The 15,143-nt window shown below is 73.4% G+C and carries 10 protein-coding genes; 6 read left to right on the top strand and 4 right to left on the bottom strand.

Annotated elements, in window-relative coordinates; translation table 11 throughout:
* Window positions 1-140 precede the first annotated feature (140 nt).
* Window positions 141-938 carry an SGNH/GDSL hydrolase family protein gene (locus ACIO6U_RS23615; RefSeq protein WP_401722258.1) on the top strand — a complete coding sequence of 266 codons (798 nt, stop codon included), beginning with the start codon at window positions 141-143 and terminating at the stop codon, window positions 936-938.
* A gap of 23 nt (window positions 939-961) precedes the next feature.
* On the opposite strand, the gene ACIO6U_RS23610 is transcribed toward ACIO6U_RS23615, so the two are convergent.
* The gene (locus tag ACIO6U_RS23610) at window positions 962-2,815 is read right to left on the bottom strand and encodes a CocE/NonD family hydrolase C-terminal non-catalytic domain-containing protein (protein ID WP_401721905.1); all 1,854 of its coding nucleotides are present in this window, start codon (window positions 2,813-2,815) and stop codon (window positions 962-964) included.
* 328 nt (window positions 2,816-3,143) lie between these two features.
* Here ACIO6U_RS23610 and purB point away from each other — a divergent pair, with 328 nt between their 5' ends.
* The 3 genes from purB (at window position 3,144) to ACIO6U_RS23595 (ending at window position 6,534) form a co-directional block, all read left to right on the top strand.
* Window positions 3,144-4,577 carry an adenylosuccinate lyase gene (gene purB, locus ACIO6U_RS23605; protein ID WP_401721902.1) on the top strand — a complete coding sequence of 478 codons (1,434 nt, stop codon included), beginning with the start codon at window positions 3,144-3,146 and terminating at the stop codon, window positions 4,575-4,577.
* A gap of 37 nt (window positions 4,578-4,614) precedes the next feature.
* Window positions 4,615-5,163, top strand: coding sequence for a G/U mismatch-specific DNA glycosylase (gene mug / locus ACIO6U_RS23600; RefSeq protein ID WP_401721899.1), 549 nt, complete (start codon window positions 4,615-4,617; stop codon window positions 5,161-5,163).
* 213 nt (window positions 5,164-5,376) lie between these two features.
* On the top strand, window positions 5,377-6,534 hold the full coding sequence (locus tag ACIO6U_RS23595) for an ROK family protein (RefSeq protein WP_355341235.1): 1,158 nt from the start codon (window positions 5,377-5,379) through the stop codon (window positions 6,532-6,534).
* A gap of 108 nt (window positions 6,535-6,642) precedes the next feature.
* Here the strand turns inward: ACIO6U_RS23595 and ACIO6U_RS23590 are convergent, their stop codons facing one another.
* Window positions 6,643-7,404 (bottom strand): GntR family transcriptional regulator, encoded by a 762-nt coding sequence (locus ACIO6U_RS23590; protein ID WP_401721896.1) that lies wholly within the window; start codon window positions 7,402-7,404, stop codon window positions 6,643-6,645.
* A 391-nt stretch (window positions 7,405-7,795) separates the two neighbouring features.
* Between ACIO6U_RS23590 and ACIO6U_RS23585 the strand changes: the two genes are divergently transcribed.
* Window positions 7,796-9,256: a solute carrier family 23 protein gene (locus tag ACIO6U_RS23585; protein ID WP_391045172.1), complete on the top strand. Its 1,461-nt coding sequence runs from the start codon at window positions 7,796-7,798 to the stop codon at window positions 9,254-9,256.
* 221 nt (window positions 9,257-9,477) lie between these two features.
* On the opposite strand, the gene ACIO6U_RS23580 is transcribed toward ACIO6U_RS23585, so the two are convergent.
* The gene (locus ACIO6U_RS23580) at window positions 9,478-10,509 is read right to left on the bottom strand and encodes a DMT family transporter (RefSeq protein WP_401721893.1); all 1,032 of its coding nucleotides are present in this window, start codon (window positions 10,507-10,509) and stop codon (window positions 9,478-9,480) included.
* A 46-nt stretch (window positions 10,510-10,555) separates the two neighbouring features.
* Here ACIO6U_RS23580 and ACIO6U_RS23575 point away from each other — a divergent pair, with 46 nt between their 5' ends.
* Complete coding sequence (locus tag ACIO6U_RS23575) at window positions 10,556-12,115, top strand: PLP-dependent aminotransferase family protein (protein WP_401721890.1); 1,560 nt, start codon at window positions 10,556-10,558, stop codon at window positions 12,113-12,115.
* 23 nt (window positions 12,116-12,138) lie between these two features.
* Here ACIO6U_RS23575 and ACIO6U_RS23570 read toward each other — a convergent pair whose 3' ends face one another.
* Entirely contained in the window at window positions 12,139-15,129 is a 2,991-nt protein-coding gene (locus ACIO6U_RS23570; RefSeq protein WP_401721887.1) for a tetratricopeptide repeat protein, read from the bottom strand.
* Between the last annotated feature and the right edge of the window lie 14 nt (window positions 15,130-15,143).

The following is a 15,143-nucleotide window of genomic DNA, read 5'->3' as shown; positions in this document are numbered from 1 at the left end:
CGCATAGGATCTCCGGCGCCATGCAGAATGACGCACAGACAGACACACAGGCGGGCGCGGAGGCGGGCGCGGAGGCGGGCGCGCGGACGCCGGCCGCGTACAGCAGCTTCGTCGCGGTCGGCGACTCCTTCACCGAGGGCATGTCCGACCTGCTGCCCGACGGGTCCTACCGGGGCTGGGCGGACCTGCTCGCCGCCCGCCTCGCCGCCGCTTCCCGCACCGCCACCGGGGACGGGGACGGAACCGCGACCAGGACCGGTCAGCAGCCGGAGCCGGGGGACGGTCCAGGCTTCCGGTACGCGAATCTCGCCGTGCGCGGCAAGCTGATCCGGCAGATCTCCGAGGACCAGGTCGACGTGGCCGCCGCGATGGGCGCCGACCTGATCACCCTGGTCGGCGGCCTCAACGACGTGCTGCGGCCCAAGTGCGACGTGGAGGAGGTCTGCGCGGTCCTGGAGAGCTGTGTCGAACGGCTCGCGCCGGCCTGCGGCCAGCTCGTCCTGATGCGCAGCCCCGCCCGGCGCGGGCCGGTCGCCGCCCGCTTCCTGCCCCGGATGGAACAGCTCTTCTCCTTCCTCGACGACCTCGCGGCCCGCCACGGCGCCCTGGTCGTCGACCTCTACGGCGCCGAGGTCCTGGGCGACCAGCGCATGTGGGCCGACGACCGGCTCCACCTCACGGCGGACGGCCACCGGCGCGTCGCCGAGGCCGTCTGGCAGACCCTCGGCCATCCCGCCGAGTCCGACTGGACGGTCGGTCTCCCCCCGGCGGTCCGCCCCGGCTGGACCGCCCGCCGCACGGCCGACCTGCGCTTCACCCGCCAGCACCTCGTCCCGTGGATCGGCCGCCGCCTCACCGGCCGCTCCTCCGGCGACGGCCGTCCCGCCAAGCGCCCCGACCTGCTGCCGTGGGCGGCCGGTCCGTCGTACGACGACTGATCCGCCGTACGACGGGTCGCCCGTCAGCCCAGCGGCAGGTCCAGGTGGGACTCCTCTCCCGGCGGGGAGCTGACGGTGGTCGTGCTGCCCTCGACGTCGGCGTCGGAGTACAGCTTGTCCTTGCTGTTGACGACCAGGGCCAGCCGGTGGCCGACGGGCACGTCGTAGGCGGCGGCCTGGAGCTGCCAGGTGACGGTGGTGTCCTGGCCGGGCACGAGGTCGGACAGGGTGTACGGCTCGTGCGTGACGATCCGCGCCGTCCGGTCCTCGGCGATGTCGAAGAGGTACGCGACCAGGGTCGTGGACGCGGCGGAGCTGCGCACGGTCAGCCGGACCTCGGGGATGCCGCGAATCCGGCGCGCCACGTGCGGGTCCGCGCCCGCGGGCAGCGGATCGGTGGCCCACAGCGCCAGGTGCTGCCGGTCGAACTTCTCCGTCTCGTAGGTCTTCGGATTGCCGTTCCACTCGGCCTTGCCGGTCGCCACGATCCCGTCCACCGCCGTGGCCTCGGTCAGGTGCCCGGCGATGAACCCGCGCGACCAGCCGGGCGCGGGCTCCTCGGTCAGTGAACCGTCCCGGCGCCCGGCCCCGGTGTTGGCCAGATACCAGCGTTCGGTGGAGACGGTGACGTCGCCCCAGGTCTGCCGGGGTTCGCGCCGCGCCGGGGTGACGACGGTGTCGTCTCCGGTGCCGGTGCCCGGCCGGGTCTCGTAGGTGAACATGATCTGGTTGTTGACCTGCGGCCAGTCGGGCACGTCGTTCGCCTCGCCCCGCAGGTGGTGGTCGAGCCAGGCATACGCCTCGGCCATCGCGAGGTTGGGGCCGGTCGGCCCGGCCAGCGGTCCGGTCAGTCCGGGACCCTCCGGCACCGCGTGGTCACCGATCCACATGTTCAGCCGCTTGGGGACGGTGAGGCGGTTGAAGGTGGCCAGCACCTGGTTGACCGGGAACAGGCCCTCGTGCCAGGTGTTGGAGATGAAGGTCGGCACACCGCGGTCGTTGGTGGCGTCGGTGTACGCCTCCGGCGCGCGCTCCGTGCCCCACGCCACGACCCTGTCCATGTTCTGATTCGCGTGGAAGTCCGCCAGGATCTGCTGGGTGGCCTCGTCGAATTTGCGCTCCACGGGTCCGCCGGTCAGGGCGAGCAGGACGGCCACGGCCTGGAGGTGCCGGGTGTCGTGGTGGTAGAGGCTGGTGGCCAGATTGCCCCAGGTGCTCAGCGCCACGACCGCGTCCACCCGGTCGTCGTTCGCCGCGACGAGCTGGCTGATCCCGGACCCGTAGGACTCGCCGAGGAATCCGATCCTGCTCGGTGCGAAGTGCTCCTGCGCGTAGTCGATCACCGAGGACCCGTCGGCCCAGTCGTTGGGTCCGCCGACGTCGATGAAGCCGCCCGAGGTGAACGGGCCGTCCACGTACCCGTGGCCGGGGATGTTCACGGTCAGGCCGATCCCGCGCGGGGTGTACGCCAGCACGTGGTAGCCCTTGAGGGCCAGGGTCAGGTGCGCGTACTCGAACAGCGGCCAGCCGACCGGGGTCCAGCCGGCGGGGAGGATGACCAGCGGGCGCGGTTCCGCGGAGTTGTGCCTGATGGTGTGCGCCGCCAGCCGGGTCCCGTCCTGGGCCCGGATCCACGGGAAGCCGACGGTGGCGACCCGCAGCACGTCGTCGGTGAGCCGGCGCAGGTCGCGCGGCAGCAGGTTCTGGGTGGTGTTGCCCTGCAACGCGGCGACCAGCGCCTCGCCCAGGTTGGCCGCGTCGGGATTGACGCTCGCGCCCGTGCCCCAGATGCCGTTGTCGGCGACCTGGGTCAGTTGGGCGGTGGTGACCGCGCGGACCTCGTCCTGCGGAGGTCCGTCCCCTGATGACGTGCTCATGAGCGTGTTCCTTCCGTCTCGGTCCCGGACAGCCGGGTGACCGGGTAGCAGAACATGTGGCAGAAATCGTGCGAATCGCCACACCTCGATCGTGGGACCTCGCCGATCACCGGGGACAGGGCGCGAACCGACGCGCGGAAGCGTCCGGGCGGCCGCGTACGCCCGGCGCAGACCTACGACAGACCCGGGTCGACTCGGCAGTGGTACGGCGCCGGGGGCACCTGCGACGCGCGGCGGTCACGGCCCCGTTCCCGGACCGCTGACCAGGGCTCCGGCGCGTGTGACCGGCGGAATCCGGCCGCCCGGATACCCGGTAAACTCTCCGCACGTGACTGCTAAGCCGCGCATCCCCAATGTCCTCGCAGGCCGCTACGCCTCGGCGGAGCTGGCCACCTTGTGGTCTCCCGAGCAGAAGGTGGTGCTGGAGCGCAGGCTGTGGCTGGCCGTGCTGCGAGCGCAGAAGGACCTGGGGATCGAGGTGCCGGAGCAGGCCATCGCGGATTACGAGCGGGTGGTCGAGCAGGTCGACCTCGGCTCGATCGCGGAGCGCGAGAAGGTCACCCGGCACGATGTGAAGGCGCGCATCGAGGAGTTCAACGCGCTGGCCGGGCACGAGCAGGTCCACAAGGGCATGACGTCACGGGACCTGACGGAGAATGTGGAGCAGCTTCAGATCCGGCTGTCGCTGGAGCACGTCAGGGACCGTACGGTCGCGGTGCTCGCGCGGCTGGGGCAGCTCGCGGGTGAGTACGCGGAGCTGGTGATGGCGGGCCGCTCGCACAATGTGGCGGCGCAGGCGACGACGTTGGGCAAGCGCTTCGCGACGACCGCGGACGAGCTGCTGGTGGCCTTCGAGCGGGTCGAGGACCTGATCGGCCGCTATCCGCTGCGCGGCATCAAGGGTCCGGTCGGCACCGCGCAGGACATGCTGGACCTGCTGGGCGGCGACAGCGCGAAGCTGGCGGATCTGGAGCAGCGGATCGCCGACCACCTCGGCTTCTCGCGGGCCTTCACCTCGGTCGGCCAGGTGTACCCGCGGTCGCTGGACTACGACGCGGTGACGGCACTGGTGCAGCTCGCCGCCGCTCCCTCGTCGCTGGCCAAGACGATCCGGCTGATGGCCGGGCACGAGCTGGTCACCGAGGGCTTCAAGCCGGGCCAGGTCGGCTCGTCCGCGATGCCGCACAAGATGAACACCCGTTCCTGCGAACGCGTCAACGGCCTGATGGTGATCCTGCGCGGTTACGCGTCGATGACCGGCGAGCTGGCGGGCGACCAGTGGAACGAGGGCGATGTGTCGTGCTCGGTGGTGCGCCGGGTCGCGCTGCCCGACGCCTTCTTCGCCTTCGACGGGCTGCTGGAGACGTTCCTGACGGTGCTGGACGAATTCGGCGCCTTCCCGGCCGTCGTCGCCCGCGAACTGGACCGCTACCTGCCGTTCCTGGCCACCACGAAGGTGCTGATGGGCGCGGTGCGCGCGGGCGTCGGCCGCGAGGTCGCGCACGAGGCGATCAAGGAGAACGCGGTGGCGTCCGCGCTGGCCATGCGCGAGCAGGGCACCGAGCGCAACGAACTGCTCGACCGGCTCGCCGCCGACGCGCGGATCCCGCTGGACCGGGCGGGTCTCGACGCGCTGATGGCCGACCGGCTGTCGTTCACGGGCGCGGCGGCCGGACAGGTCGCCGAGGTCGTCCGGCGGATCGAGGACGTCACCAAGGCGCACCCGCGGGCCGCCGCGTACCGCCCCGGCGCGATCCTCTGACCACCGGGACGAGCAGGACGAGCAGGCGGCAGCCCGTATGACTCCGGAACAGCTCACGGCGGCCCGCGACCGCACCCTGGACGATGTCATCGGGGGCGGTCTGCGGGTGCTGTTCTGCGGGATCAATCCGGGGCTGATGTCCGCGCATCTCGGGCAGCACTTCGCCCGGCCGGGCAACCGCTTCTGGCCCGCGCTGCACGCTTCCGGTTTCACCCCGCGCCGGTTCGCCCCGGCCGAGCAGGAGGACATGCTCGCGCTCGGCCTCGGGATCACCAACGTGGCCGGGCGGGCGACCGCGCGGGCCGACGAGCTGACGGCGCGGGAGTTGGTCGAGGGCGGGAAGCAGCTGACCGCGAAGGTCGAGGAGTTCCGGCCCGGCTGGCTCGCCGTGCTGGGCGTCACCGCCTACCGGGTGGCCTTCGCGGACAAGCACGCCCAGGTCGGCCCGCAGGAGCGGACGATCGGCGCGACCCGGATCTGGGCGCTGCCGAGCCCCAGCGGCCTCAACGCGCACTGGTCGCCGGCCGCTCTCGCGGAGGAGTTCGCCCGACTGCGCATCGCCGCGGGTCACGAGCCGAAGCCGTAGCCCCCCGCCCTGCCGTTCCGCCTGGGCCGGCGGGACGGCCGCGCGCGGCACCGGCACTCCACCGGTCCCGCGCACCGTCCCCGTAGGACATTTGGCGTCCCGTCAGCGCTTACGGGACGCCACGCGTCTTGGCGGGTACGGGCGACCACTCGCCGCGACGGCCCGCGCCCGGTACGATCCGCCACACACAGGTACAGGCTGGGAGGACATACGTTGGGGCGGCTCACCGGCGGGGACCCATCCCTGCTCCGGCGGATCAATTCCGCGGTCGTCCTCCATGCGCTGCGCGGGGCGCAGGCCCCGACGCTGACCGAGCTGGTGCACAGCACGGGACTGTCGCGGCCCACCGTCGAGGGCGTCATCGAGGGCCTGGCCGAGTCGGACCTGGTGGTCGAGGTGGCCCCCGAGGGCGCCGACGCGCGCAAACAGGGCCGTCCCGCCCGCAGGTTCCGTTTCCACGCCGAGGCCGGGCATCTGCTGGGCATCGAGATCGGCGCGCACCAGGTACGGGTGGTGCTGTCAGACCTCAGCGGCCAGGTGCTGGGCTCGCACGGCCGCGAGGTCGACGAGGCCGCGTCCGCCGACGACCGGCTGGAACGGGTCCGCGGCACGGTCGCCGAGCTGCTGCGCAAGGCCGGGGTGGCCCGCAGCACCCTGTGGGCGGTCGGCGTGGGCAGCCCCGGTATCGTGGAGGCGCACGGCGAGGTCCGGTTGAGCACGGCGCTGCCCGGCTGGACGGGGCTGCCGCTGGGCGAGCGGTTGCAGCGCTCCTTCCGCTGTCCGGTGCTGGTGGAGAACGACGCGAATGTCGCGGCGGTCGCCGAGCACTGGAAGGGTGTCGCGGTCGACACCGACGACGTGGTCTTCGTCCTGGCCGGGCTGAGCCCCGGCGCGGGTTCGCTGATCGGCGGGCGGCTGCACCGCGGCTTCGGCGGCGCGGCGGGCGAGATCGGCGCCCTGCACCTGCTGGGCCGCGAGGTCACGCCCGAGCACCTGCTGTCGACCACCGGCACCCCGCTGCACCCGCTCGACGAACCGGCGGTCGCGCGGGTCTTCGCGCTGGCGAAGAAGGGCGACGTACAGGCCAAGGACGCCGTCGAGCGCTTCCTTCGCCGCCTGGTGCACGACGTCGCCGCGCTGGTGCTGGCGATCGACCCGGAGCTGGTGGTCGTCGGCGGCTGGGCGGCGGGCCTCGACGGGGTCCTGGAGCCGCTCCGTTCCGAGCTGGCGCGCTACTGTCTGCGGCCCCCGAAGGTGACGCTGTCCGCGCTCGGGCAGGAGGCCATCGCGACCGGCGCCCTGCGGCTGGCCCTGGACCATGTCGAGGAGCAGCTCTTCGCGGTGGAGCAGACGTCACTGGCGCGGCACTGACGTATCAGTACCGCGCCATGGTGACGTCGGGTCGGCGTACGGCCGCCGGGCTCGGCGCCTCCGGTCGTCTCGACCGGTGGGCGCTCGCCGCCGGGGCAGCCGCCCGGTTCAGGAAGCCTGGCGGCTGTCGTCCTGGTGGTGGGTGACCTCAAGAGCACCCGAGTCGCCGAAGGTCAGCCGGCAGGTGTCGGCGCGGTACGTGGCCACCGACGCGGCGGCGACCCGGCCCTCGGAGAAGTAGCGGGTGGTGACGACCAGGACGGGCGCGCCGGGCAGCCGGTCGAGCTGCTTGGCGTCCTGGGCGCTGGCCGAGCCCAGCTCGACGGAGCGGTCCTCGCCCTCCAGCTCCAGTGTGTGCAGCTCGCGCAGGACGGCGGGGCCGTGGTTGGCGGGCGTGAGCATCGTCGACAGCTCGGGCACCGAGGCCGGGGGCACGTACAGCAGCTCGGTCGCGACGTGCTGGCCGCGCATCACGCGCTCGCGGCGGATGGTGTGCACCGCCTCGTCGCCGCCGGTGCCGAGGAGCGCGGCGATCGGGCCGGGCGCGGCGGCCTCGACGCAGCCCACCGTGTTCCAGGAGTCACGGCCGGAGCCGGGCCACGCCTCGGCGACCGGTCCCACGGACACGCCCATCCGCGGCGGTGCCACGGTGGTGCCGACCCCCCTGCGCCGCTGGAGGCGCCCTTCGAGTTCCAACTGTTCGAGCGCCTGCCGGAGCGTCGCGCGCGCGACACCGAAGCGGGCGGCCAGGTCCCGCTCGTTCGGCAGGATCTCACCGACCTCGAACTCCGAGTCGAGGGCGTCGTTCAGCACGGTCTTCAGGTGCCAGTACTTCGGCTCCTGCACCGGTTCGAGCTGCGTGGTCCCCACCCTGTCCTCGCAATCACCGGGTCCGCGACGGGCTCTGGCTTGTCGGCCACGCCCTCGGCTTGTTCAGCCTTGTTTCCGAACCACTATTTATTAAAGGTCCTTGCACTACTACGTCTCGAAGATAGAGCCGCCTCGTGAACTTGGTCAAGACCAATCCTCGAACGCGACGGCCTGCTATGGGGCGGGCGCGCGAGACGTTCATGAGTTGTTGACGGTGTGCTGAGACGCCGTTCGTGATGTCCGTGGGAAACGACGCGGGTGTTGACCTGGGCATGACTGAAACCCGACGGTGATACGGGGTAACGCCACGGAAACCCGCCGCGGCCGACCGGGGAGCACAATCCGTGTGCCCCGCCCTCGTTCCACCGTTTGTTGAATCCAGAGGAGCACCATGTCAGGACCCGTCGTGGACGCGGAGAAGCCGTCGTCCGGACCACCACCCGCGGCCAGTCCGCTGGACCGCTACTTCCGGATATCGGAGCGCGGATCCACGCCCGGCCGGGAGATACGCGGCGGTCTCGCCACCTTCTTCACGATGGCGTACATCCTCGTGCTCAACCCGATCATCCTGGGCAGCGCCACGGACAAGTTCGGGCACCACCTCTCGGTCGCCCAACTCACCACCGCCACCGCGCTGGTGGCGGCCGTGATGACCGCGATCATGGGCGTCGGCGGCAACCTCCCGCTGGCGATCGCGGCCGGTCTCGGCCTGAACGCCGTGGTGGCCTTCCAGCTCGCCCCCAAGATGAGCTGGCCCGACGCGATGGGTCTGGTCGTCCTGGAGGGCCTGCTGATCTGCGTGCTCGTCGCGACCGGCCTGCGCGAGGCGATCATGAACGCGATCCCGCAGCCGATCAAACAGGCGATCAGCGTGGGCATCGGCCTGTTCATCGCCTTCATCGGCTTCGTGGACGCCGGATTCGCCAGCCGTATCCCCGACGCGGCGAAGACGACGGTCCCGGTGCAGCTCGGCGCGACCGGGACGCTCACCGGCTGGCCGGTGCTGGTCTTCTGCCTCGGTGTGCTGCTGACGGTCGCGCTGGTCGCGCGGCGGATCAAGGGCGCGATCCTGATCAGCATCGTGGTCATGACGATCGTGGCGATCGTCGTCAACAAGATCGCCGACCTGCCGGACTCGGCGTGGGGCCTGACGGTGCCCAAGGTGCCGCACCATGTGACGTCCACGCCCGACTTCGGGCTGATCGGTCACTTCAGCCTCTTCGGCGGCTTCCGCGAGGCGGGCATCGTCACGGCCGCGCTCTTCGTCTTCACCCTCGTGCTGTCGGACTTCTTCGACGCGATGGGCACGATCGTCGGCATCTCCAATGAGGCCGGTCTGCTGGACGAGCAGGGCCGGGTGCCGAACATCGGCCGCGTGCTGTTCATCGACGGCGCCGCCGCCGTCGCGGGCGGCGCGGCCTCCGCCTCCTCCAACACCGCCTATGTGGAATCCGCCGCGGGTGTCGGCGAGGGCGCCCGTACGGGTCTGGCCAGCGTCGTCACCGGCGCGCTCTTCGTGGTGGCGCTCTTCCTGACCCCGCTCGCCGGCGTCGTCCCGTCCCAGGCCGCCGCCCCCGCCCTGGTCGCGGTCGGCTTCCTGCTCATGGCGCAGGTCCGCACCATCGACTGGACGCAGTACGACATCGGCATCCCGGCCTTCCTCACCATCGCCGTGATGCCCTTCACGTACAGCATCACCAACGGGATCGGCGCGGGCTTCCTGTCCTTCGTCGTGATCAAGATCGTGCTGGGCAAGGCGCGCGAGGTGCATCCGCTGGTGTGGGGTGTGTCGGTGTGCTTCCTGGCGTACTTCGCGATCGACCCGCTCCAGCAGGTGCTCGGCGCCAAGTAAGCACTCACGGAGGTCCGATGACGCGCCGCACGGTCCTCGGCGGCGCCGAGGGACCGTGCGGGATGCGCCGCGCGCGGCGGCACCGGGCGGACGACGCCCCGACCGGGACGGGGGCGCCCGGTCGGGGCTGCTGGCCGGACCGGTGTCGCGCACCGGCCCGTACTGTCACAACTCGCCCACCCCAGCGGGAGTTCCCGGCCGCGCGGAATTTTGCCATCCGGCTATGGGGCGTCCGCCGCCGCCGGAACGGTCCGCCGATCACGGTCGGATACGTGCTCGGGAGGCCGGTGCTCGGGAAGCGGCTTCGTGGGAAGCGGCTTCGCGGGAGGCCGGTTCGCGAGAGGGCGGTTCGCGGAAGGTTCCTTCGCGAGCGGCCGTCGGCGGGACCGCAGCGCTCCCGAGCCGACGGCGACACCGACCGCGACCAGGACGCTGCCCGCGAGTTGACCCGCCCCGAAGGTGCCGACCGCCACCAAGGGCGCGGTCACCGCGGCGGACACCGGGATCAGCCCGGAGAAGAGGGTGGCGCGCTCGGTGCCGATCCGCTGCACGCCCGCGTACCAGCACAGGAATCCGATCACGGTGGCCACCAGCGACTGCCAGCCGAGCGCCAGCGCCTCGGATCCGGTGGGTACGCGCACCGCCGCCCGGCCCTCGGTCACCAGCCCCAGCGTCCCCGCCTCCACGGCGGCCAGCGCGCACACGCACGCCGACAGCAGCGGCGGCCCCAGCGGCTTCACCAACGGCGCCGCCAGCAGAGCGAATCCGCACTCCCCCACCAACGCCATCACCGACCAGAACAGCCCCACGCCGTCCGTGCCGCCCCAGCCCTGCACCACGAAGGCACCGGACGCCACGAGCACGGCCCCCGCGGCGACCGTCCGCGTCGGCCGCCGCCCGGCCCCGAGCGGTACGAGCACCGCGACCACGACCGGGGCGCACCCGACCAGCACGCCCGGCACCGCCGGTTCCGCGGTGCGCTCGGCCGCGAGGATCGCGAGGTTGAAGCCGACCATGCCGATCGCCGCCACGCCCGCCGCCAGCGCCCACTGGCGTACGGTCAGCGCCCGCAGTCTCCGCACGGCGCCTTTGCGCGCGGGCCACAGGAGCAGCAGACAGGCCGAGCCGTAACGCAGCGCCTGGCCGCCCGCGTGCGGATAGTCCACGAGCGCGCCGCCCGCGGTGAAGGACGCGCCGACCAGGACACAGGCGACAGTGGCGAAGAGGAAGCCGGCGCGTGGGGATGAGTTCATACGACGACGGTATGGAGACAAGCGGTCCGGTTTAAGGTCCATTCCCATGGGAGTTAAGAGGACCAATTCGGATGGTGCCGCTGCGGACCCGGAGGGGGCGGGCGGCGCGCCGACCTCGGCGGCCGGGTCGGACGTACTCCGGACGGCGGTCCCGGCGGGCCCGCCGGCCGACGGGCCGCAAGGCGCCCAGCCCGAGGGATGGACCGCCGCGTGGGAGCTGTTGCTGCCCTCCGCGGGGGCGTCGCCGCGGGGTCGGGGGCGGGCGCTCCAGGCGGCGCTGCGGGACGCCGTGCGCTCGGGACGGCTCGCGCCCGGCACGCAACTGCCCGCCAGCCGCGAACTGGCCGCCGACCTCGGCGTGTCGAGGGGCCTGGTCACCGACGCGTACGCGCAGCTCACGGCCGAGGGGTATCTCAGCGGGCGGCAGGGCTCGGGCACGTGGGTGACGGGCGCGGGCGCCGTACCCGTACCGGCCGCGACGGCCATGCCCGCCGTGGACGACCGGGGCGGTCCCGCGGACCTCAGGCCGGGTCTGCCGGACCTCTCCCTGTTCCCGAGGGCCGCGTGGTCGGCCGCCCACCGGCGGGTGATCGCCCGGCTCCCGCACCGCGCCTTCGGCTACCCGGATCCGCGCGGCCTGCCCGAACTGCGCGAGGCGCTGGCTGAGTTGCTGGCCAGGCGGCGCGGGGTGGCCGCGGACCCCGACCAGGTGATGGTCTGCTCCGGCGTGGCCCAGGCGCACACCCTGCTCGGCTTCGTCCTGCGCGGGCGCGGCGAGCGCGCGACGGCCGTCGAGGACCCGGGCAGCCCCGAGCAGAGCGGGCTGCTCGGCGCGACGGGGCTGACGGCGGTGCCGGTGCCCGTCGACGAGGAGGGCCTGTCGGTGACGGCGCTGGCCGCCGCCGGAGTACGGTCCGCCATCGTCACGCCCTGCCACCAGTTCCCGACCGGGGTCGCGTACTCGGCGCGGCGGCGCGCCCAACTCACCGACTGGGCCCGTACGGTCGACGGTCTCGTCATCGAGGACGACTACGACGGCGACTTCCGCTACGACCGCGCGCCGGTCGGCGCCCTCCAGGGCCTGGACCCCGGCCATGTCGCCTACACCGGCTCGGTGAGCAAGACCCTCGCCCCGGGGCTGCGGCTCGGCTGGCTCGTCGCGCCGCCGGACATCATCGCCGACGCCGCCGCGCGCAAGCGCACGATGGACCTCGGCAACCCGGTCACCGAGCAGGCCGTCCTGGCCGACTTCCTCACCTCCGGGCAGTACGACCGCCACCTCCGCCGCTGCCAGCGCCTCTACCGCCGCCGCCGCGACACCCTCACCACCGCGCTCGCCGCGCACTTCCCCGGCGCCACGACCAGCGGCATCGCCGCCGGTCTGCACGCCATCGTCACCCTCCCACCGCGCTACGGGCCCCCGTCCCGTCTGCTGGCCGCCGCGACCTCCGCCGGAATCACCCTCCGCCCTCTGTCCGACTACGAGCACGCGCCGACGCGGGTGCCCGGCGTCCGGCTGGTCATCGGGTACGCGCACCTGTCCCCGGAGTCGATCACTCGCGCGGTCGAGCTGCTGGCCAGGGCGGAGTCGGCCGCACCGCGCTGAGACGAGCGGTCCTGAGCCCGGCCTCAGCTCTCGTCGTCCGCCCGGTCGGCGCTGGTGTAGTCGAGGATCGAGGCGGCCTCGGCGCGGCGGGCGTCGGCCGTGGGGCCCTGGGCGTCGGCGTATTCGGCGGTGACGGTACGGGCGCGGGTGGCGGCGGCGGTTGGGCGGGCGAGGTCGGCTTCCAGCCAGGCGGCCATGAGGGTGGCGGCGGTGCGGTCGTCGCGGGCGGCGGCGCCCAGCGGGGTGAGGGTGGCGATGGCGAGGTCGGCCAGTGCCAGGGCCTCCTCGTGGACGGCGTCCGTGTCGCCCGGACCGTCGTCGGAGCCGTCGGTCCCGCCCGCCGCGCGTAGGACGATCTCGGCGGTCTGGCGGTAGGTGTCGGCGAGGTCCACGCGCAGGTGGCCGGTGGCCGTCCCGTCGTCGGGGTCGGCGGCTTCGAGTGCCTGACGCACGGTGTCGGCGGCGGCGGTCATGAGGGAGCGGGCCACGGTGATGCCGCCGCGGCCTTCACCGACTTCGATCCAGGCGCGGGCGCGCAGGGTGCGGATGAGGGCATGCGGGTCGCCCACGGCGCGCCAGAGGTCCTCGGCGCGGGCGTAGGCGCGTACGGCCTCGTCGTGCAGACCGGCGCGGTTGAGCGCGTCGGCGGCGAGATTGGCGAGCATGGCGTGGTCGCAGGGGTCGTCCCAGCCCTCGGCGACCCGGGCGGCGCGCAGGAACTGCTCGGCGGCCTCGCGGGCCTCGCCGAGGTCGAGTTGGCACTCGGCGAGCCACCAGCGGGCCTGGACGATCTGGGCCTCGTTGCCGCCGCGTTCCAGGTCGGGAAGCACGGACTCCAGGACGCAGGCGCCTTCCTCGGCCCGGCCGAGCCGCCGCAGCGCGCCGCCGAACAGCAGCCGGGCGGTGGCGCCCATGTCGTCGCCGTGGCCGGCCTCGTCGGCCCAGGTCGCGGCCTCCAGCGCCTCGGCCGCGGCCTGTTCGTCGTCGCCGAGCGCGGCGCGCGCCTGGGCGATGAGCAGGTGCAGATGGGCGCGGTGCGGCGGTTCGAGTACGTCGGCGCCGTGGTCGAGCGCGGCGCGCGCGCAGTCGGCCGCGGTCTCGGGGTCGCCGCCGCGCAGTGTCAGGTCGGCGAGGGCCGCCTCGGGCTCGGCGGCGTACCAGGGCTGTTCCGCCGCGTGGTGCAACTCGGCTCCTCGGGTGAGGAGTCGGACGGCCCGCTCGCCGTCGCCGCGGCCGGCGGCGAGCCGTCCGAGCATGACGGTGGCGTCCGCGAGGCGTCCGGTCATCCCCGGCTCGGCCTGGTGCTCGTCGCTGAACTCGGCCACGTCGGCGGCCTGTTGGGCGGCCTCCGCGAGCGCGGCCCGCCGGGCCTCGTCGTCGCCGCCCGCCGCGGCGGCCAGCAGGACGCGGCAGCGCAGCAGACCCGCGCCGCTGACCTGGCGGGCGGTGGCCCGCTCCCCGCCGTGCAGGTCGCGCAGCACCGCGCACTGCTCCTCGACTGCCCGCAGCGCCTCGTCCGCCTCGCCGGTGAGCGCGAGCGCGTAGGCGGCGCGGGCCCGGCTCGCCGCGGCCTCCCCCGGCTCCCGCGCGTCCTCGAACTGCCGCGCGGCGCGCAGGAACAGCTCGCGGGACCGTACGGGTTCGCCGATCGCGGCCATCGCGGCGTTGTCGGTGATCTCCGCGCGCGCCGCGGCGTCCACTTCGGCGCCGGTCCGTTCCACGGCGGCGGCCACGTCCGCCCACGCCTGGTGGGCCCGCGGGTCGCCGCCGCCGCTGAGCCGCCGCGCCTCGGCGACCATGTCCGGCAGGTCGTCGGCGCCGGGTTCTGCCGGTGCGGAGTCGGCCCGCGGCGGGGGAAGGGCCGGTCCCGCCTCCGTGGCAGCCGCCTCGCCGAGCCGCGCCGCCCGAATTCCCAACGGCAGCCGTTCCAGCAGGGGTTGGCGCGCCATCCGCTCCCGTACGGCCTCGGAGACGGCCCGTGTGCCGTTGCGGGCGTCGAAGCTGTGCGCCAACTCCAGGGCGCGGGTGCGGGCATGGGTGTGCAGGTCGGCGGCGGTCCAGTCGCGTCCCGCCGGTCCCGGCACCGGTCGGTCGGCGTGGCCGAGCGCGGTGAGCCGTGCGGTGAGCAGCGCGGTGACGGCGTGGTGGTCCATGAGGCTGTCGGGGTCGCCCGCGGCGGTGAAGTGCGCGGGGTGTGCGGCCAGGATCTCCAGGCCGCGCGCCTCGTTGCCGGTGAGCGCGCAGAATTCGATGTGCTGGGCGACGGCGGACCGCATGCTCTCCATCGACCGGACCATCCGGTAGCCGCGCAGGTGGTTGGCGCGGGCCAGGTCGGCGCTGCCGGTCCTGAGCAGCGGCAGCAGCGAGGAGGCCAGCACCCCGTGCGGCTCGTGCGCACACGTCAACTCGCCCGCCAGTACCGGCTGCCAGCTCTCCAGCGCCCGCCGGTCGTCGCCGAGGCGCACCCGCCAGCCGCCCTGGGCGTGCAGTTCGCAGGCGTGGCAGTCGCTCATCACGTCGCGGTCGGCGGCCAGCCACGCGGCGAAGGCGGCCTCGGCGCGCGGCAGGTCGCCGATGTGCCGGGCGATCCTGAACTGGCCCTGCCGTACGGCGCGTTCGGAGTATCCGGCGAGCCGGTAGCGGTGTTCCATCTCGGCCTGCCACTTCTCGATGGCGGCCAGCGGGATGTGCGGCTGGTCGAGCATGCCGCTGGAGACCCACTTGAAGTACCAGTGCAGGCTCTTGGCGCTGAACTCGTCGAAGTCGCCCGGCTGTTCGTCCCACATCCGCAGCGCCTTCGCGAAGGGCACGAATCTCTTGTCGGACTCGGAGCTGTAGTTGTACGCGGTGAGCAGATTGAACAGCGCCTCGATGATCAGCGGCCGGTCACCGGTGCGGTCGGCCTCCTCGGCGATGCGCTCGGCGCGGGCGTTGCGGGCCGCGCCCTCCGGCTCCGCCGCGTTCTCCTGGATGGCCCGGCGCAGATCCGCCGCGGTCGTGGGCTCGCCGGTCATCGTGGGCTCCCCGG

Source organism: Streptomyces sp. NPDC087422, from assembly GCF_044744145.1.
Classification (GTDB): domain Bacteria; phylum Actinomycetota; class Actinomycetes; order Streptomycetales; family Streptomycetaceae; genus Actinacidiphila.
This window is presented reverse-complemented; position numbering and strand designations above follow the sequence as displayed.